Origin of the sequence: Colwellia sp. 6M3 (assembly GCF_014077595.1) — a bacterium.
Classification (GTDB): domain Bacteria; phylum Pseudomonadota; class Gammaproteobacteria; order Enterobacterales; family Alteromonadaceae; genus Cognaticolwellia.
The window spans coordinates 64,601-84,677 of the sequence record NZ_JACGWF010000005.1 but is presented as its reverse complement, the minus strand read 5'-3'; the positions used below and the strand labels follow the sequence as shown (position 1 = coordinate 84,677).

The following is a 20,077-nucleotide window of genomic DNA, read 5'->3' as shown; positions in this document are numbered from 1 at the left end:
CAATGATTGAAGCCATTATTTCAGCCTCCTTAAAAGACCGTTTTATGGTCCTTTTAGCGGCGTTAATTATTACTTTAGTGGGTTTGTTTGCTTATAAGAACACCCCGTTAGATGCGATACCTGATTTGTCTGATGTGCAGGTGATTGTTTTTACTAAGTTCCCAGGGCAATCACCGCAAGTTGTTGAAGATCAGGTCACTTATCCATTAACTACTTCAATGCTTGCTGTGCCAAAAACGAAAGTAGTGCGAGGTTATTCTTTTTTTGGTATGTCATTTGTTTATATTATTTTTGAAGATAATACTGACATGTATTGGGCAAGATCGAGGGTATTAGAGTCTTTAAATTACGTGAGTGGTCGATTACCACAAGGTATTACTCCCACTTTAGGGCCTGATGCAACGGGTGTTGGTTGGGTTTATGAATATGCTTTAGTTGATAAAACGGGCAAACATGACTTAGCACAATTACGTTCAATACAAGACTGGTACTTACGCTATCCCTTGCAGACAGTTGATGGCGTTGCTGAAGTGGCCTCGATGGGCGGTTTTGTTAAGCAATACCAAGTTGAAGTCGACCCGAATGCACTCGTGCGTTACAACATACCGTTAAACAAAGTAAAAATGGCAATTAAAGCGTCAAATAAAGATGTTGGTGGTCGCTTAATTGAGATGGCTGAAACAGAATATATGGTACGAAGTAAAGGCTATATTAAATCTATTGACGATCTCAATGCTATTCCTGTATCCGTAAGCCAAGATGGTACGCCCGTGAGATTAAAAGATGTTGCTCATGTTCACATAGGTCCGGAGTTACGACGTGGAGTGATAGATCTTAATGGCGAAGGTGAGGTGGCGGGTGGTGTTGTCATCATGCGCTTTGGTGAGAATGCCTTAGCTACTATTCAGGCGGTGCGTGCCAAACTGGAGGAGCTTAAAGCGGGTCTACCTGAAGGTGTGGAAATAGTGCCTGTATATGACAGAGGTGACTTAATAGAACGCGCTGTTGATAGTTTAAATACCTCATTGTTACAAGAACTTGTTATTGTCAGCTTAGTGGTAATTTTATTTTTATTGCATGCTCGCTCGGCTTTTGTTGCCATCATCACTCTGCCCTTAGGCATATTAATGGCATTTATTGTTATGCGATTTCAAGGCTTAAATGCCAATATTATGTCATTAGGTGGTATTGCTATCACGATTGGAACAATGGTCGATGGTGCTATCGTTATGGTAGAAAATGCCCATACCTGTTTAGCAAAAGCACGTGAAGAAAAAGGGCAGGATCTTACTAATGATGAACGTTGGAAAGTCATAGGTGATAGTAGCCGAGAAGTCGGGCCGGCATTATTTTTCTCTCTATTGGTGATAACGGTATCTTTTCTTCCTATTTTTACTATGCAAGCCCAAGAAGGTCGTCTATTTAGCCCATTAGCTTTTACGGCAACCTACGCAATGGCAGCATCAGCGATACTGGCGGTAACATTAGTACCCGTGATGATGGGATATTTTCTGCGTGGTAATATTATGCCAGAGCATAAAAATCCGGTAAATCGTCTACTCCATAAATTACACAAGCCCACATTAACATTCTTGATGAAGTTTCGAGGCCTCACAATGGTCTTGGCTGTTTCATTGCTTGCAGTGACTTACTATCCTTATTCACAACTAGGTAGTGAATTTATGCCGCCATTGGATGAAGGCGATATTCTCTATATGCCAACGTTATTTCCTGGTATCTCTATCACTAAAGCGAAAGAATTTTTACAACAAAGCGATAAAATATTAAAAACCTTTCCTGAAGTTCATCATGTTTTTGGTAAAGTGGGTCGTGCTGAGTCAGCTACAGATGCAGCACCCTTATCTATGATTGAAACAACTATTCGATTGAAACCCAAAGAGGAATGGCCAGATCCCACAAAAACAACGGCTAACATTATGGCTGAAATGGATAAAGCGATAAACTTTCCAGGCGTAGCAAACGCATGGACCATGCCGATTAAAACGCGTATTGATATGCTCTCAACGGGCATAAAAACACCCATAGGAATTAAAGTCTCTGGACCTGATTTAGTTGTTTTACAGAAAATATCGCAAGATATAGAACAAGCCATGAAAGGCTTACCTGAAACAACCTCTGCTTTTGGTGACAGAACTATTGGTGGCTATTATTTAGATTTTGATGTCGACCGTGAAAAAGCAGCACGTTATGGTTTAACCGTAGGTGCAGTACAAGATGTAATTCAAAGTGCCATTGGCGGCATGAATATAACTGAAACGGTTGAGGGGTTAGAGCGATATCCGGTTAATTTACGTTACCCCAGAGAGCTAAGAGATGATTTAGAGTCACTTAAACGCGTGCTTATTTCAACACCAACAGGCACTCAAATACCTATGGCTATGGTTGCCGACGTGGTGTATCGACGTGGTGCGCCCGTTATTAAAAGTGAGGATGCTCGTCCTAACGCATGGATTTATGTCGATATTTCAAGTTCTGATATTGGCGGATTTGTGCGTGATGCTAAAAAAGTATTGGCAAAGCAAGTAATTATCCCTTCAGGCTATACCGTAACTTGGTCTGGACAGTTTGAATATATGGAGCGTGCAGCGCAACGTTTAAGTATTGTTGCACCCGCTACTTTGTTCATCATATTTTTACTCTTGTATTTAAATTTTCGTAATGTCATTGAACCTCTGGTGGTGATGATGTCGATGCCATTTGCCTTAGTGGGGGGAATTTGGTTGGTATATCTCAACAATTATAATATGTCGGTTGGTGTCGCTGTTGGTTTTATTGCTTTAGCGGGTATGGCAGCAGAAATTGGTGTACTGGTGTTAAGCTTTATTGATACTGAGATCGCTAAGCGTCGTGCAGATGCGAGTGAACCTTTATCAGTGATTGAAATTAAAGATGCCGTATTGTCTGCAACCTCTAAGCGAGTAAGGCCTGTTGCTATGACGGCAATTTCTACGATGGCAGGGTTAATTCCTATAATGCTTAGCTCTTCAACTGGCTCTGATGTAACTCACCGAATTGCTGCGCCTATGCTTGGCGGTATGTTAACTGTATTGATACTAAATTTACTGGTTTTACCTGTACTTTATAGTTTTATTTTACAGTTTCAAGAAGCCGCAAAGAAGAAGAGTGATCAAGCTATAGCGCTAGCATCAGGTTAATTCTCTCAAAAAACGCCTTAGTGATATTTCATGTTGCTAAAGCGTTTTGTTATTTATTAAGAGGTACATATGACGGATATGAGGCACCGGGTTGCTTAGCTAAACTTGGTCTAACGATGTTAAATCGCATCAAGCTATTTACCTGTTACTTTATTTTCACCTTAATATATTTGATGCGTCTTGAAAAAGTCAAAAATAAAGTCGCGATAACAATTAATTCTGTTATGTGGCTTGATGTGCCATTGTTCTTGAATTATCTATCTGCAACTAGATTCAATACACCGCATGACCTTTAAATTATCTAGAGACAATTGAAAATGCTAAGCAGGAAGAAGGGAATTAAGGTTAGATAAAATGACGAAAGGGATTAAGTAAGCCATGAAAAATTAAATACCTTAATTAATGGGGGTTAAGGATATTTCAACTTTATTAACATAATTAAAAATTAGCCGGGGTGGTTGCGCTAACAATTTTACATACGCCAGAAAAGATATTTCTAAATCTATGGGGTTTATTATTATCGAAATAATAACTGTCGTTAGCATTTAAAATAAATACATCGGTGCCAACGGTAAGCTCAATTTTGCCTTCTAAAATATAACCGGCTTCTTCCGCGTCGTTTTGCAGCATTTCAGTACCGGTATCAGCATTTTCAGGATAGCTTTCTACTAGAAAAGTCATTTGCCTGTTAGGAAAAGATTTACCGACTAAATGCATATGCACATCGCCTGAGCCAATATCGATTAATTCATCAGAGGTATAAACTACTTGTTGAATTTCTGCTTCGTTACTTTCTTCTGTAAAGAACTCAACTAACGAAATAGGTATGCCGTTTAACACTTTTTGAAGCGAGCTAATAGATGGGCTTACGCTATTTTTTTCAATCATTGAAATTGTACTATTGGTAACACCTGCTCTTTTTGCAAGCTCACGTTGCGATATATTTCTTATTAATCTAATAGACTTAAGTTTTTTGCCTACATCCATTTAATTTCCTCTAGGGGTAAAACTATTATGTTAGCTCAATTTTTTGAATTATATAACGATCGCTTGGCTTAAGTCATTAATTGAGTTAGTCTGTTTGTTATATTTTACGGGGTGTTCTTATTTATGAGCACTAGTTTTGTAACATTCATTTATTATTAAAAGAATAAAACAATGACTAAAGTTCATACATCTAATCATGCTGATTCTTATTACTTTTCAACATTAAAATATCAACAAAGCTATCCTATGCTCCATGAAAGTATTGAGGCTGATGTGTGCATTGTTGGTGGCGGCTTTAGTGGTATTTCAAGTGCGATAGAGTTAGCTGAACGTGGTTATAACGTTGTTTTATTAGAGGCGTATAAAGTTGGCTGGGGCGCTTCGGGTCGCAACGGTGGACAAATTATTCGTGGTATTGGTCATGATATTGAGGGCTTTAGAAAAACCATAGGTCAAAAAGGTATTGATGCTATTACACAGTTAGGCTTCGATGCTAATCAAATTGTGATTGATAGAATCAATAAGTACCAGATAGATTGTGATTTAACCATGGGTTATTGCGACCTCGCAACGCGTGATAAACATATGAAAATGCTTGAAAAAGAAGTTGAGCATCTAAGACAATATGAATATTCACATGAAATTAAATTACTAGATAAAACGGCACTTAAAAAGCAGGTTATAGGCTCTGACGCATACGTCGGTGGCTTAATTGATATGGGAAGTGGTCATTTACACCCATTGAACCTTTGTCGTGGAGAAGCTAAGGCAGCAAGTGATCTTGGGGTAAAAATATTTGAAGGTACTAAAGTAGAAAAATACACGCCCGGCGAAACCATCGTTATAAAAACAACTAACGGAGAGGTAAGAGCTAAACAATTAATTCTTGCTGGTAATGCTTATTTAGGTGAACTTGCCCCTAAAATAGCGCATAAAATATTACCTGCAGGGAGTTATATCATAGCGACCGAACCATTAAGTGAGTCAGTATATAAATCACTTTTACCTAATAATCACGCAGTTTGCGACCAAAAAATAGAACTAGACTACTTTAGATTATCAGCCGATAAACGCTTATTGTTTGGTGGTCTTTGTAATTATTCAGCACGAGATCCGAAAAATATTGCCGCGACATTGACCCCAAAAATGTTATCAGTTTTTCCTGAGTTAGCAGACGTTAATATCGATTTTCAATGGGGTGGCATGATAGGAATTGGCGCTAATCGCCTGCCACAAATTGGCCGTTTAGATCATAATATTTATTATGCGCAGGCGTATTCAGGGCATGGCGTAAACATTACTCATGTAGCAGGAAAAATACTGGCGGAAGCCATAAGTGGTGAGTCTTCATTAATCAAACATTTCGAAAAAGTGAAACACTTTACCTTTCCTGGTGGTAAACATTTGCGATCGCCATTACTTGCCATGGGCATGATGTATCACAAGCTACTCGATAAATTTTAAGTAATTTTCATTTAATGACTTAGATACGTCGGTATGATGAAAATACTATTACCTCATACCTCATACCTTAAAGCCAATAAATTACCAAGGTGTTGGCTAATAAGGTTGCAGTAAGTACTTTTACTACAAGCACTTACTGACCATGTTGGTAAGTCGGTATAAACTTATTTATTTTTGTCATTTAATTGTAAAACAAGGTTTTTAAGTTCAAGAATTTCTTGTTGTAATTCACTCAATGTTGGCTCTGTTTTATTTTTTTCGCGCGAGCGTTCTTCTTCCATCACATTTACCACAATACCAATCACCATATTCAAAAAGGCAAATGCGGTAAAAAAGATAAAAGTCATGTAGTAAATCCAGCTATAAGGATAAACTTCCATCGTTTCATATTGAATATCGGTCCAATCTTCGAAGGTCATTACTCGAAACAGCGTGAGCATTGAAATAGCGATGTCACTCCACAACTTGGGGTTTATAGTATTGAATAGGAAACTGCCAATTGCGGCGTATATATAAAAAATAATAAACATCAGCAATAAAACATAGCCCAATTGTGGCATGGCTTTTATCAAAGAGTTTATCAATATTCGAAGCTCTGGAACCACCGACACCATTCGCAATACCCGAAACACTCGCACCAATCGTGCAAGTAAGGCCATTTCAGAGTCGTTAATGGGTATAAGGCTTATAACGACAACTAAGGTGTCGAACACATTCCATGCCGACTTGAAAAAGTGTCGTTTGTTTTCTTCTGTTAGAAACCGTAAAGATATTTCAAATAAGAAAAAAAGCGTGATAAACGTGTCTAGTACTGAGGTGACGGAAATAGCGGTATTCGAAAGCGGGAAGGTTTTTGCGCCAATTTCAAGTGCAGAAATTATAATCACACATATAACACTTAATTCGAAAAATTTATTGTTTCTTAACTTAGTAAAAGCAGCTTTAGTATTTTGATACATTGAGGTAATTTAATTCAGTTAGGTTTGGATAGCTTAGATGGTGAATTATAAACTTTTTGTGGTAAAATTAGCTAAGTTTTTAACAAAACTATCGTAACTATTTATGTATAAAACTAAAGCTACATTTTGTTACAGTTTGTGGCCTTAAACCAATCTACAAGCCAATCAATAAACCATTAGAACTTAGCGTTGTTAGTGCAATATTAAAATGCTATAACTAAGTAACATAAAAAAATATCAATTGAAAATAATAGATTATAGCCAAATGAGCAAAAAAAACACTTCAGTTGATAATATCAAAAAGACACGTTTAAAGGTGTTATGGATGGCGATATCTCACCGAACGGTGTTATTCAAATTACTCATTTTACTCTCCAGTTTATTTATTAATATTTCGGCTCACAGCTACAATAAAAATTCATTTCAATATTTTGGTAAAAATTTTGGACAACAATTGTCTGTAATTGAAGCCATGGATGATCAAAATAAAGCGTTAAAGCTCATCATTACACTTTGCGAAGATGAGTCACTTTCTACATTAGAAAAGCTTTCTGCTTTAGCCAGTAAAAGTCGTACCTTGCATAAACTAGGTCAGCTTGAAAACGCGATTAAAGTAGCACAGCAAGAGCAAGAACTTGCTCATGAATTTGAGTTAAATCGATTAGAAGCAGATGCTTATAAAAGGGTAGGGGTTTATGCTTATTATAATGGCAAAAATCGATTGGCATTACACTCTTATCAACAAGCACTTAACTATTATCTCACCCTTGATGAACCTATTGCTCAAGCAAACTTATACAATAATATCGCGCTAGTTTATGGCCGAGCTTCTCAACCTGTGCGAGAGTTAGCGATATATCAAAAAATTCAGCCCATTTATCAGCAGTATGGCAGCGAAAAAGATAATATTGATGTCTTAACGAATATCGCAAATTTACATTTACGCTTAAAAAGATTCGATACGTCGATATCTATGTATCATGACATTATTGAAAAATTATTAAAAACCTCAGATAAAATCGGAGTAGCGAAAGCTTACAGTGATTTAGGCTCGTCTTATAAAAATGCTGGTGACTACCAAAAAGCCGAGCACTACATGACATTAGCACTGAGTTTACATAGAAAAAATAAAGATGATTATAATGCGGCATCCACATTGCATAATTTAGCTGAACTCAACAATTACCTTCATAATATTGATAAAGCTATAGTTTTTGCAGAGGAAAGTATTCGTCTTAGTATTGCTCAAGGTCATACCAATGCTTATGTTGGCGCTAAATACAGTTTGGCTCTCGCCTACTTTTATCAAGGTAAGTATGACTTAGCATTACAAAACGTCGAAGAATCTACTAAGGTTATCAACAAAATTGATTATAAAGAGCAACTAAAATTTAACTTATCTTTACAAGCACTGATTTATGCAGCACAACATAAAAACTTTGAAGCCGTTGCTAGTCACCGAACTTTTTTACAAACACAGCTTGAGTTGGCAAACAATCAACTGAACACGCAATTAGCGCTTTTTGATTCTGAGCAATTAAAGCAACAAGTTGAGCAATTAAAGCAACAAAAACTTTTACAGAAACTTGAGGTAGAGGGTTCTTTACAATCAAGAATTATTATTATCATTGTTGTTGTCGCAAGCTTCGTTATCGCCTTTTTAATTGCTAGACGAGAAATAGAAAACCGTTCGAAAAATGCACTTGAAACCAAAGTTAAACAAAGAACGACAGAACTCGAATACTTAATGCAAGAATTGCAAAACGCTAATAATATTAAAAGTCAGTTTTTAGCGAATATGAGTCACGAAATAAGAACACCTTTAACTACGGTTATTGGTCAAGCTGAAGCTATTATTAGTGGCGATGTAGAAGAAGCCTATATCAGTAAAGAGGTTAAAATAATTCTCGGTAATAGCTTACATTTATTAGAGCTTACCAATAATATTTTAGACTTGAGTAAAATAGAAGCTAATAAAATTGAGCTTGAAATACAAAGTCAAAACTTGCACGACATTTTGCAAGAACTCGCTAATATGTTTTGTTTACAAGCAAATTCTAAAGGTTTAACGTTTGACATTGTGCATCGTTTGCCTGAACCATTTTTAATCGATATTGATGGTTTTCGTGTTAAACAAATTTTGATCAATCTATGTGCGAATGCCATTAAGTTTACGCCCAAAGGGCATATAGAGTTGAATATTAGTCAAAGTGAAACACACTTAATGTTTAAGATTACCGATAGCGGCATCGGTATGAGTAGTTCACAATTACAGCACTTGTTTGAAAGCTTTACCCAAGGAGATAGCAGCATAAATCGGCGCTTTGGCGGTACAGGGCTAGGGTTATGTTTATCAGATCAATTAGCGAAAATTATGGGCGGGAAAATTGAAGTAGAAAGTGAGTTAAATCAAGGCAGTGTTTTTGCCTTTAGTTTGCCTTGTAAAGCCCACTTTAATAAACAGCTTATTGAAAACAAGATATCGATAATTGACACACAGGTGAACATTGATTGTAGTCATCAAGAGTTGCCTCAGCAATTAAAAGGCACAATTTTACTTGCTGATGATCATAATGATAATCGCCGACTTATTGCTAGATTATTGAGCTCAATTGGTTTAAATGTGATCACAGCTCGTAACGGCTACGAAACCATTGCGTTATTCAAACAACATCAGCCAGCATTGGTATTAATGGATATTCAAATGCCTGAAATGGACGGTATTGAAGCGTTTAAAATTTTACGGCAAAAAGGTTTTCAAACCCCTATTATTGCATTAACGGCCAATGCCATGTCGCATGAAATAGCGCATTATTTATCGTTGGGCTTTAATGGTCATTTATCTAAGCCTATTGAGCGAAATATATTTATCCCTACCATTGCCAAATATTACGATGGCAGTATCACACAAGAAAAAGCGAATGAGAGTTTTCAAAATGTTGATATGTCCGATTTAGTCAAAGAGTTTAAATCTAACTTAGTGTTAGAGCAGCAAGATTTAGTGCTACATACTAACAATAAAGATTATGAAAAACTTTCGAATTTATCACATCGTATTGCTGGCGCTGCGCAAATGTTTGGTTTTGCTGATTTATCTCAATATGCCATCAAGTTAGAAACGGCGATCAAAAATAACCACAGTATCGATGTGAATGAATACACCCAAAAGTTACTCAACGAAATAGACCAAGTTTTGTGGTAAATGCAAAGTAAATAAGTCAGCTATTGATTCGACATTAGCCAGCTAAAATAGTCTCTAGATTACTCTATCCTCTCTCAGTAAAATACTCACCACTTAGTGCTTCCCCAAGCTGATCAAAACTGTAAACAAAGTTGCAGGTAACAGATTTACATTTGGATTAACCCTTAATTCAAAGGAGACTAATAAATAGGCTTTGGGCGGTTTAACGCCAGCGCTAAATTGGCTAAGGCCAATTTGTATACAGCGTTGTTAGTAGAATCGTAAAATGCTATAACTTACATGTAATTCATTTGATAATAAAAATAAAGTATTTAAAGGTGTCATAGATGACGGTTTCCAATAGCAGGGTATTAGCTACTTCATTGTTTTTATTTGTAAACTTTCTCATCAGTTTTACCGCTCACAGTCAGAAGCAAAACTCACTCCCTCAGATAGAAGAAAAATTCACTCAGCAACTAACAGAAATTGAGGACATGGCTGATCAAAATGAAGCTTTGAAATTAATAACTGTCTTGAGCGAAGATGCCTCGTTGCCAATACTTCAAAAACTGACGGTATTAGCAAGTAAAAGTAAAGTCCTTCATCAACTAGGTCAACTTGAAAATGCGATTGTTGTCGCTCAAAAAGAGCAAGCATTAGCTAATAAATTTCACTTTAATCAAATTGAAGCAGACGCCTTTAAAAGAGTAGGTGTTTATTCCTATTACAATGGCAACAATGAACTGGCCCTTCACGCTTATCAGCAGGCACTGAATTATTACCTGACAATTGATGAGCCAATTGCTCAAGCCAATTTACACAACAATATTGCCTTAGTACACGCAATAACCAGTGAATTTGAAAAAGCGTTACTCAGCTACCAAAAAGCGGAAAAAATATATCAAGAGTTTGGTAGTGACATAGATAAAATTGACATTAAATTTAATATTGCGGGCTTTCATTTAGAGCTAAAACGTTATGATATTGCTATAGCCATGTATCACGACGTTATTGAAAGGCGCGCTAAAATTGCTGATTTTCGCGGCCTTGGTATGGCGTATGGTCATATTGGTACCTCGTACAAGTATCAAGGAGACTATAAAAAGGCCGAACATTATATGCTTTTGTCGCTTAATTCTGCTCGTGAAAATAAAGATGATTTCTATGTGGCGTCGGCCTTACATAACTTAGCCGAACTTCAAAACGATCTGCAAAATATTGACAAAGCAACAGCCTATGCAAAGGAAAGTATTCGCCTAAGTATTGAGCAAGGCCATGATAACGCTTATGCAGGGGCTTTATACAGCCTAGCTAGAGCAAATTTTTATCAAGGAAATTATCAATTAGCAATGGATCTTGTAGAGCAGTCAAATACCATTGCAGTAAAACGAAAAAACAGAGACCAGATACAATATAACCTTTCATTACAAGCGTTAATATATGCTGCGCAACATCAAAACTATAAAGCAATTACTAGCCAGTATGACTTTTTAAAAGCACAATTTGAATTATCGAATAGCGAACTTAACTCTAAATTAGCCTTGTTTAACTCCAAACAGTTAAAGCAGGAAGTTAAACAACTTAAGCAACAAAAGCGTTTACAAGAGCTTGAAACTGAGCGCTCATCACAAGCACGTACCATCATTATAATTGCCATTATTGCTACGCTATTAATAGGTTTTTTAATTACCCATCGCATCATTGAACGTCGCTCGAAAAATGCACTCGAAATAAAGGTAAAACAACGCACCACTGAGCTTGAGTACTTAATGAAAGAGTTACAAAATGCTAATAATATTAAAAGCCAGTTTTTAGCAAATATGAGTCATGAAATCAGAACGCCGTTAACCACGGTTATTGGCCAAGCTGAAGCTATTATTAATGGTGATGTTGAAGAGTTTTATATAAATAAAGAGGTTGAAATAATTCTTGGCAATAGTTTACATCTATTAGAGCTTACGAATAATATTCTCGATTTAAGTAAAATTGAAGCGAATAAAATTGAGTTAGAAATACAAAGTCAAAACTTACACAACATATTACAAGAACTCGCCAATATGTTTTGTTTGCAGGCGAAATCTAAAGGCTTAACATTTGACATAGTACATTGCTTACCTAAACCATTTTTAATCGATATTGATGGCTTTCGTGTTAAACAAATTTTGATCAACTTATGTGCCAATGCGATTAAATTTACGCAACAAGGACATGTAGAGTTAAATATTAGCCAAAGTGAAACACACTTAATATTTAAAATCACCGACAGTGGTATTGGTATGAGTAGCTCACAATTGCAAAACTTATTTGAAAGCTTCACCCAAGGTGATAGTAGTATTAATCGACGTTTTGGTGGTACCGGATTAGGTTTATGTTTATCAGACCAGTTAGCTAAAATTATGGGAGGGAAAATTGAAGTCGAGAGTGAACTAAACCAAGGCAGTGTTTTCGCTTTTAGTCTACCTTGCCAAGCAACAATGTCTGAACATTGTAATGAAATAAAAGTATCATCTGATGAAACAACTAAAGCGATAAACGAACAACAATTAAAAGGTACAATTTTACTCGCTGAAGATCATAACGACAATCGCCGACTTATTGCTCGCTTACTTACTTCGATAGGCTTAGACGTTATTACCGCACGTAATGGTTATGAAGCCATCACGTTATTTAAACAGCATCAACCATTGTTGGTGTTAATGGATATTCAAATGCCTGAAATGGACGGTATTGAAGCGTTTAAAATTTTACGGCAAAAGGGCTTTCAAACGCCTATTATCGCATTAACGGCCAATGCTATGTCGCATGAAATAGCGCATTATTTATCGTTGGGCTTTAATGGTCATTTATCTAAACCGATTGAGCGAAATATCTTTATTCCCACCATTGCCAAATATTACGGCGGTAGTATCACGCAGGAAAAAGCCGATGAAAGCTTTAACAGTGTTGATATGTCAGATTTAGTAACAGAATTTAAATCTAACCTGGTGTTAGAACAGCAAGACTTAGTTTTACATATAAACAATCATGACAACGATAAGCTTTCGAAATTAGCGCATCGTATTGCTGGTGCTGCGCAAATGTTTGGTTTTGCCAATTTATCTGAATATGCCATCAATTTAGAAATAGCGATTAATCATAATGATACGGCGAGTATTAATAATTACACTCAAAAATTACTCAACGAAATAGACCAAGTATTATGGTAAATATTTAAGTTAACTTATCGATACTGGAACACTGTATCTAAAGACGTATTGAAAAATAAGCTATTTTAAATGACAGTTTGAAAGCTGGGGATATTTATCTTTTTCATTTTAGCGATAATTTTTTGAGAAAATACTTATAAAACTGAAGACGTTTTAGTTCACTAGGCACTGGCTTTTATTGCGGTGAACTTGTTATCAATAAAACCTTAGTTGATATTATCTTTAGTGAGTGTAATAAGCTTATCAACAGTTTTTAAATTTCGCGATGTCGCCTGAACATTTAAATGCTTTTCAATATTACTCAGAGTCAATTTTGAGCGGCCATACCCTTCTTCACAATGTAAATAAAGTACCTTGCCAATAAGATCCATTTGTTCACTTGCTTTAATGTAAGGCGATAATACTGTTATCGACTTGGTTGGGATCTCGGATAAAAAACATAACAGCACTTTACTGCCATCTGAAATAGGGTCGATATCTTTAAAAGGTAAGTTTAAGCGTGCACTTTGCAAATCATCGGGTGTTAAAACAATAACCGGCACCTCAAAATGATATTGCTTAGCAATAAGCTGGCTTATACTTTTAGCCAGTTGCGAGCATTCATTTATGCCATCGCCTTTATAGTTAAAGATTAAGTTTCCACTTTGGATATAGCTCTGTACGTTTTCAAACGATAATTTTTGATAAAGCGCACGCAAGTCCGCCATTTTTATGATTTTTTGACCCGCAACATTAATGCCGCGTAATAATGAAATATAAGTACTCAAAGGGATATTCTCATCAGTTAAGGTTCAATCATTAAACGCTGAGTTATTTTGGAGTATGTCCAGCGCAGTGCTAAAATTTTAGTTTACCGAGTAACATATCTTTATACATAACCCAGTCACCTAGCAGGCTATAAATAGGGTAGGTAAATGTCGCGGGTCTATTTTTCTCAAAAAAGAAGTGTCCAAGCCAGGCAAATCCATAACCCAATAAGGGTAAAGTCCAGAGTAATACCCAAGCAGAGCTTAATAAAATATAACTAAGCATCAGTATAATTAAGCTGGAGCCGATAAAGTGTAACCTTCTACAAATAATATTTTGATGCTGGCTTAAGTAAAAAGGATAAAACGATTTAAAGTCAGTGTATTGTTTTGCGGTTGTATCAGACATTCTCATTACCTAATTTATTTTACTGGTTAGCACTTTTAAGCCTATTAATATCATAGCGCCGCCAAGCACGCGATCGATCCAATGACCTAATCGCTGAAATTTTTCATTTACACTGGGTCTAGAAAGTAAAACTACGACAGCAGAAAACCACAGTAGTTGTAATATCATCATCCAAACACCGTAAATAACCAAATGTAATAGTGGTAAATCTGGCGATAACACCACGGTGAACAATGCAACAAAATAGATGGGCGCTTTTGGATTTAACGCATTACATAAAAAACCTTTAACAATAGCCTTAACATTTGAATGCTTTGCAATTGCTTGCTTTAGCTTAGCATCTTCTGTCTTACCCAAAGGTTTTGCTCTTAAGCCTTGTATACCTAAATAAATTAAATAACACCCGCCAATAAGTTTTATTAGCCATAATGCTGTTGCTGAATTAGCAATAACCGCCGCTAAACCTAAGGCAGAATAAATAATATGAACCGATAAGCCTAAGGCGATACCAATACTCACCATAAAGCCAGATTGCTTACCATTAGAGAGTGTTTGTTGTGACACCAATACAAAGTCTGGTCCAGGAGATGCCGCGGCCAACAAGTGAATTGAGGTAATAATGAGTAAACCTTGCATTAAATCCATAGTAATCCTTAGCAACCTTCTAACATAACGATTAAAAAAATAGCTTGTCGATAATGTCTGTTATTTAAACCTTTAAAATAACATAAACTCAAATGCTTAAAGGTTTTTTTAATAAAAAAAGTACTTAGCTAAATTTAGCGTGTAGTGAATATTTGGAAAAAACTAAGTCATTGAAGTTATTATGTAAGCGCTGTATATTTATTTTAATAACAATACACCAATGGTGTTTTAGTGTTGTTAAAAATTTAAAGTATTGTCGTCAGGTTATATTTTTATAACACAAGTTGGCTTAACTATAACTTTATACAATTTAGGAGTGAAAATGAATAATAAAATTATTGGTATAGTACTTATTATTGTCGGTGTAGCTTTAGCATTATGGGGCTATAACATTTATGATTCTGCAACTTCTCAAGTTACCCGAGTCGTTAGCGGAGATACACCCATTGAAGCTTGGGGTGGTATGGTTGGTGGTGTTATTGCTGCGTTAATTGGTATCACTAAGCTAAAATAAAATAAAATAAAAAGATAAAAATTTCATCTTAAAAAAGGAGAAAAATAGATGAGTGAAGTAGTGATAAACGAAGGACCATCAACCGAGGGCACAGCTAAAATAGTTTATATACTGTATATGGTTGGGATCTTTTTTGGTATCACAGGCATTATTGGTGTAGTCATGGCTTATATCAATAAATCTGATGCACCAGAGTGGCTTAAATCACATTATCAATTTCAAATTAGAACATTCTGGATAGGTGCTTTGTATATTATTCTAGGCTCAATTCTATCTATAATACTTGTCGGCTGGCTGGTACTTTTATTTTGGGTTATTTGGCTTATTGTACGATGTGTAAAAGGGATGAAATCACTAGATGCAAAAACAGCACACCCTGATCCTACCGGTTGGCTTTTCTAATTATGTAACGCATAAGGATAGATATTGTAATGCCGATATCTATCCTTTTTAACATTAATATCTGCTTACTTTATCTTGATCTAAGCTGCCGATTAAAAGCGCTACTCCTATCTGTTAATGCGTTGAGTTTTTTAATTTACTTGGCGTGTTAGGATAAATCATCATTAAATCAGTTCAATTTTATTCATTACAATATTTTATTCATAACAATAAAAAGGGATGTCGATGAAAACTAGAATTTTTATCATACTGCTAAGCGCTTTATTCTTAGCGTCATGTAGTTCTCTGATGAGCAACAACACAGGGAAGAAAACACAATCAAGTAGCTTGATGGACTTTCTCTACCCTAACCATGCAAGTCGAGCTGAACATCAACCAGAAATTCCAGTGTTAACACTGCCCGTAAAAGTGGGTTTAGCTTTTGTGCCTTCTAAAAACTGGCAAAGAGATGGTATTCATAATAAAGATCAAATAGAGCTACTTGAAAAAGTGAAAAAATCATTTCTCAAATATGATTATATTGATCGTATTGAAATAATACCAAGCACTTACCTTAATGGCGGAGAAGGTTTTACAACTTTAGAACAAGTAGGCCGACTTTATGATGTCGATGTTATGGCGTTGGTATCATATGACCAAGTCACTCAATCACTTGAAAACAACGCAGCGCTTTTATATTGGACAATTGTCGGAATGTATATAATTCCGGGTAATGAAAATTCGGTTCAAACCTTTGTTGATACCGCTGTTTTTGATATTAAAAGTAAAAAAATGTTATTTAGAGCCCCAGGTATAAATAAGCTTGAAAAAAGAACTACCGCAATAGGGGTTGATGACACGTTAATTCAAAAATCACTCGAAGGATTTAGCTTGGCTGTTTCAGATATGACGATTAATTTAGATGCTGAACTTTCGACATTTAAAACACGAGTGAAAGAAGAAAAAATTGCTAAAGTAGAGCATCGAGAAGGCTATAGTGGAGGTGCAGCAAGTTATTATTGGTTGTTTTTCATAATACTGATTTTAGGTAGAAAAGCCTGCTGTAAGCAATCAAATCCAATAAAGTAAAGCTACGCTATATTTCACTGAGAGATAATCTAAAATGAAAACAGAAAAAGATGAAGTTAAAGAAGAGATTAAAGCAAAGTGGCGGTATTGGAAGAGTATAAAAAGCAAAAAAACCAAAGCATTACTAATACTCCTATTTATTGGTTTAATCTGGCTGAAAATATTTACCACCGTACTAACCTTTGATTGGTTAGCGAGTTTTTTTAATTAAGATTAATACTTCAGCTCAGGGTTAACTTTAGCTGTTATTTGTTATTTATTTTACTGTCATCGTAGATTTAAAATTTTTACATTGTAAAACGACATACTCAAACTTAAGACCTAATGGGTGACAGCTTTATTGTAGTGAAGCAATTAAATCCTTTAGGTCTTAACTCTTAGGCCTTAATTCTTAGGTCTTAACTCTTGGTGTTTAACATTTTGGCATTACTCGTTATTCATGAATGGTATAACGAGTAACCTCTGTGCATACTACATTAAGGCAAGGTACAAATTTCTTGCGCTTGTTTATGGTAATGGTCAGGGCTTAAACCTAACAATTGCGGAATGGTTGCCGATATAGCAATTGATGAATACGTACCGACTAAAATACCGCTAAATAATGCAATAGCAAACCCCTGTAAAGACTCTCCAGCAAACAAGCCTATCGCTAGAACCGTAGCAAGCGTGGTACCTGAGGTGATTAAAGTTCGCACCAAGGTTGATTTAATTGCATGGTTAATTGTGCTATCAATATCACTATCCTTGTTTCTTATCATGATTTCTCTGACTTTATCCCCAACGATTATGGAGTCATTTAGTGAGTAGCCAATAATGGCTAATAAACTCGCTAAAATGGTTAAATCAAAGGAGATATTAAACCAAGCGAATATACCTAGTACCACTATCACATCATGTACAAGAGCAACTACCGAGCCAGCAGCCAGTCGCCATTCAAATCTTAGCGACAAGTACACTAAAATTACTATTGCCGCCGTGAGTAAGGCTAAGCCCCCTTGGTTGATAAGTTCATCGCCGACTTGGCTGCCAATATACATTGCATCTTGTGGTGTTATAGATAAGCCGCTTTGCTGAGTAAACTCAGTTAACCAAGTGCTATTTTGTTGACCACTGTTGCTGTCAGATTGTCGAACACTCCAATGTGTGCCGTTGTCAGCTGATGATAATTGAAAGTCTTGTGATAGATAATTGCCCAGCAACTGCTGCATGTTTGCTTGCTCAAACGATTGCTCTGTTGAAAATTCAGTTAAGTATCCTCCTGTAAAATCTAAGCCAAGGTTTAAGCCTTTTGTAAATAACCCTAATAATGAGATAGCAATAAGGGCTGCCGCAAAATAGAAACTAGCAAAACGAAATTTACTAATACGCGATGTTGATTTTATGTTTGTGTTATTCATGAGTTAGCTCCTGAATTGATAAGGGATTTCGCTTTGGTTTTAGTGGCTACTTTTGAAGTTGGCTCAGATAAGGACTTAGCGTTTACGTTATCGTCTAATGTAATCCCCAGTAATTTATTTTTATTATCTCGAATGACCATATTGGTTAATGTTTTTGCGACAAATACGCCAGTAAACATACTGGTAAGTATTCCAAGACATAAAATAATAGCAAAACCTTTAACCGGTCCGTAACCTATGGTGTATAAAATAATGCCGGTGATCATGGTGGTAATGTTGGCATCTAAAATAGTCGCAAAGGCACTTTTATAGCCAACTTCAATGGCTGACAACGCTTTACGTCCTCGTCTTAACTCTTCTTTAATTCGCTCAAAAATAAGTACATTGGCATCAACCGCCATACCAACCGTTAAAACTAAGCCTGCAATACCTGGTAAGGTTAAAACAGCGCCAGGTAATAAAGACATGAGTCCTAATAAACTGACTAAATTTAGCGCTAAAGCAACGTTAGCAATAAGCCCTAAAGTGCGGTACCAAACCGCCATAAACAATAATGTAAATGCAATACCAATACTCAACGCTTTAATGCCATTATCAATATTGTCAGCGCCAAGTGTTGCTTCAATATTGCGCTGCATTACGATAGTAACAGGAGCATTTAAAGAGCCAGCACGTAATAATAGCGACAATTCTTGTGCTGCTTGTGGGCTCGACATATGGGTAATACTAAACTGCGCGCCTAAATGTTGTGAGATATTCGCAACATTAATGATTTTACTCTTTTTAACTATTTCATTATCACTGTTACGGTGAAACTCAGAGAATAAAGTCACCATAGGTTTACCAATGTTGTCTTTTGAAAAGGTCGACATTTTTTTACCGCCCACGCTATCCAAAGTCAGGTTTACCGAGGGCATACCCATTTCATCTTGTCCGGCACGGGCATTTTTAATACTACTGCCTGAAAACACTACTTTACTATTTAAGTTGAATTTACGACCGCTGCTATCTGTCATTTGTATCATGCCAGCCGTATTTGAATCATCAGCGAGTTGATAAAAGTCCAGTGTCGCGGTAGCACCAATAATACGTTTAGCCTCTTCTGGGTTATGCACACCGGGTAGTTCTATACGTATTCTATTTTTCCCTTGTTGTTGAGTTATTGCTTCAGTGATCCCTAATTCTTCAATGCGCCCACGCATAGTTTTTAGAGTTTGCTTCATGGTAGCTTGTCTAAAGTTGACTTGCTCTTGAGGCGAGTAAAGTAGCGATATATGCGTATTACTTATGTTTTTAGTGCTTAACTCAGGTGAATGTTTAGTTATATCACTTAGCAGTAATTCAAGCTTACTTTTCATGGCAGAAGGGAAGCTAACTTCAAGAGAATAATTATTAACTTGAGCTACATTAACGCCTCGTATACGTTTTTCTATACTTTGGGTTTTTAGATCTGTGCCAAGCCCTTTCATGTGTTCAAATAAAGCTCTCTCGGTATCAACATCTAGTACAAATAAAACCCCGCCACTGAGATCTAACCCTAGTTTTATAGGCTCCATATTCATGGCCTTAAACCAAGATGGACCCTCGTTTGATACTGTACTACTGATGACATATTTACCGGCAAATGCTGTATTTAATAATTCTTTAGCGGCTTGTTCGTCTGACTTATTTTCTAGCGTAATTATTGTGCCCGTTGCATTCGTTATTATTTTTTCTGATGCCAAGTTATTGTTAAGCAACAGTGTGTTTAATTGCTCAGGTGTCGTTTGTTCAATATTGCTGTTATTACTGATTAACTGAATATTTGTTTTGTCAGGGTATAAATTTGGTAAAGCATTAATAATCATAAATATTAGCGTGATAAAAATAACCATATTTCGCCAGCTAATATTTTTTATGCTGGACTTGTTGCGTGTGTTCATT

General features: G+C 36.1%; 15 protein-coding genes. 8 read left to right on the top strand and 7 right to left on the bottom strand.

Annotated features, from left to right (window positions below):
- Positions 1-2 precede the first annotated feature (2 nt).
- Positions 3-3,176 carry an efflux RND transporter permease subunit gene (locus H4J50_RS02425; RefSeq protein ID WP_182254219.1) on the top strand — a complete coding sequence of 1,058 codons (3,174 nt, stop codon included), beginning with the start codon at positions 3-5 and terminating at the stop codon, positions 3,174-3,176.
- Positions 3,177-3,614: 438 nt separating this feature from the next.
- Here the strand turns inward: H4J50_RS02425 and H4J50_RS02420 are convergent, their stop codons facing one another.
- Positions 3,615-4,163: a helix-turn-helix domain-containing protein gene (locus H4J50_RS02420; RefSeq protein WP_108456754.1), complete on the bottom strand. Its 549-nt coding sequence runs from the start codon at positions 4,161-4,163 to the stop codon at positions 3,615-3,617.
- 171 nt (positions 4,164-4,334) lie between these two features.
- Between H4J50_RS02420 and H4J50_RS02415 the strand changes: the two genes are divergently transcribed.
- Positions 4,335-5,627, top strand: a complete 1,293-nt coding sequence (locus H4J50_RS02415; protein ID WP_182254217.1) for an FAD-binding oxidoreductase — start codon at positions 4,335-4,337, stop codon at positions 5,625-5,627.
- A gap of 164 nt (positions 5,628-5,791) precedes the next feature.
- On the opposite strand, the gene H4J50_RS02410 is transcribed toward H4J50_RS02415, so the two are convergent.
- Positions 5,792-6,586, bottom strand: coding sequence for an ion transporter (locus H4J50_RS02410; RefSeq protein WP_108456752.1), 795 nt, complete (start codon positions 6,584-6,586; stop codon positions 5,792-5,794).
- Positions 6,587-6,911: 325 nt separating this feature from the next.
- On the opposite strand from H4J50_RS02410, the gene H4J50_RS02405 reads away from it, so the two are divergent.
- Entirely contained in the window at positions 6,912-9,788 is a 2,877-nt protein-coding gene (locus tag H4J50_RS02405) for a response regulator (RefSeq protein WP_182254216.1), read from the top strand.
- Between the two features lie 326 nt (positions 9,789-10,114).
- A complete protein-coding gene (locus tag H4J50_RS02400; protein ID WP_182254214.1) occupies positions 10,115-12,973 on the top strand; it encodes a response regulator in 2,859 nt (952 codons plus the stop codon).
- 206 nt (positions 12,974-13,179) lie between these two features.
- Here H4J50_RS02400 and H4J50_RS02395 read toward each other — a convergent pair whose 3' ends face one another.
- The 3 genes from H4J50_RS02395 to H4J50_RS02385 form a co-directional block, all read right to left on the bottom strand.
- Positions 13,180-13,740 (bottom strand): DUF1697 domain-containing protein, encoded by a 561-nt coding sequence (locus tag H4J50_RS02395; protein WP_162533789.1) that lies wholly within the window; start codon positions 13,738-13,740, stop codon positions 13,180-13,182.
- Between the two features lie 70 nt (positions 13,741-13,810).
- Positions 13,811-14,128, bottom strand: coding sequence for a DUF962 domain-containing protein (locus tag H4J50_RS02390; protein ID WP_108456748.1), 318 nt, complete (start codon positions 14,126-14,128; stop codon positions 13,811-13,813).
- A gap of 9 nt (positions 14,129-14,137) precedes the next feature.
- Positions 14,138-14,773: a LysE family translocator gene (locus H4J50_RS02385; RefSeq protein WP_108456747.1), complete on the bottom strand. Its 636-nt coding sequence runs from the start codon at positions 14,771-14,773 to the stop codon at positions 14,138-14,140.
- A gap of 322 nt (positions 14,774-15,095) precedes the next feature.
- On the opposite strand from H4J50_RS02385, the gene H4J50_RS02380 reads away from it, so the two are divergent.
- From H4J50_RS02380 to H4J50_RS02365, 4 genes are all read left to right on the top strand, one after another.
- Positions 15,096-15,287 (top strand): DUF3185 family protein, encoded by a 192-nt coding sequence (locus H4J50_RS02380; RefSeq protein WP_108456746.1) that lies wholly within the window; start codon positions 15,096-15,098, stop codon positions 15,285-15,287.
- Between the two features lie 48 nt (positions 15,288-15,335).
- Positions 15,336-15,689 (top strand): hypothetical protein, encoded by a 354-nt coding sequence (locus H4J50_RS02375; protein WP_108456745.1) that lies wholly within the window; start codon positions 15,336-15,338, stop codon positions 15,687-15,689.
- A 225-nt stretch (positions 15,690-15,914) separates the two neighbouring features.
- Positions 15,915-16,757 carry a rhombotarget lipoprotein gene (rhlP, locus tag H4J50_RS02370; RefSeq protein WP_182254212.1) on the top strand — a complete coding sequence of 281 codons (843 nt, stop codon included), beginning with the start codon at positions 15,915-15,917 and terminating at the stop codon, positions 16,755-16,757.
- Positions 16,758-16,791: 34 nt separating this feature from the next.
- Positions 16,792-16,968: a hypothetical protein gene (locus H4J50_RS02365; RefSeq protein WP_182254210.1), complete on the top strand. Its 177-nt coding sequence runs from the start codon at positions 16,792-16,794 to the stop codon at positions 16,966-16,968.
- Positions 16,969-17,233: 265 nt separating this feature from the next.
- Here H4J50_RS02365 and secF read toward each other — a convergent pair whose 3' ends face one another.
- Positions 17,234-18,154 carry a protein translocase subunit SecF gene (gene secF, locus H4J50_RS02360; RefSeq protein ID WP_182254208.1) on the bottom strand — a complete coding sequence of 307 codons (921 nt, stop codon included), beginning with the start codon at positions 18,152-18,154 and terminating at the stop codon, positions 17,234-17,236.
- A complete protein-coding gene (secD, locus tag H4J50_RS02355) occupies positions 18,151-20,076 on the bottom strand; it encodes a protein translocase subunit SecD (RefSeq protein ID WP_182254206.1) in 1,926 nt (641 codons plus the stop codon). The genes secF and secD overlap by 4 nt, the downstream gene beginning before the upstream one ends.
- Position 20,077: the final 1 nt, after the last annotated feature.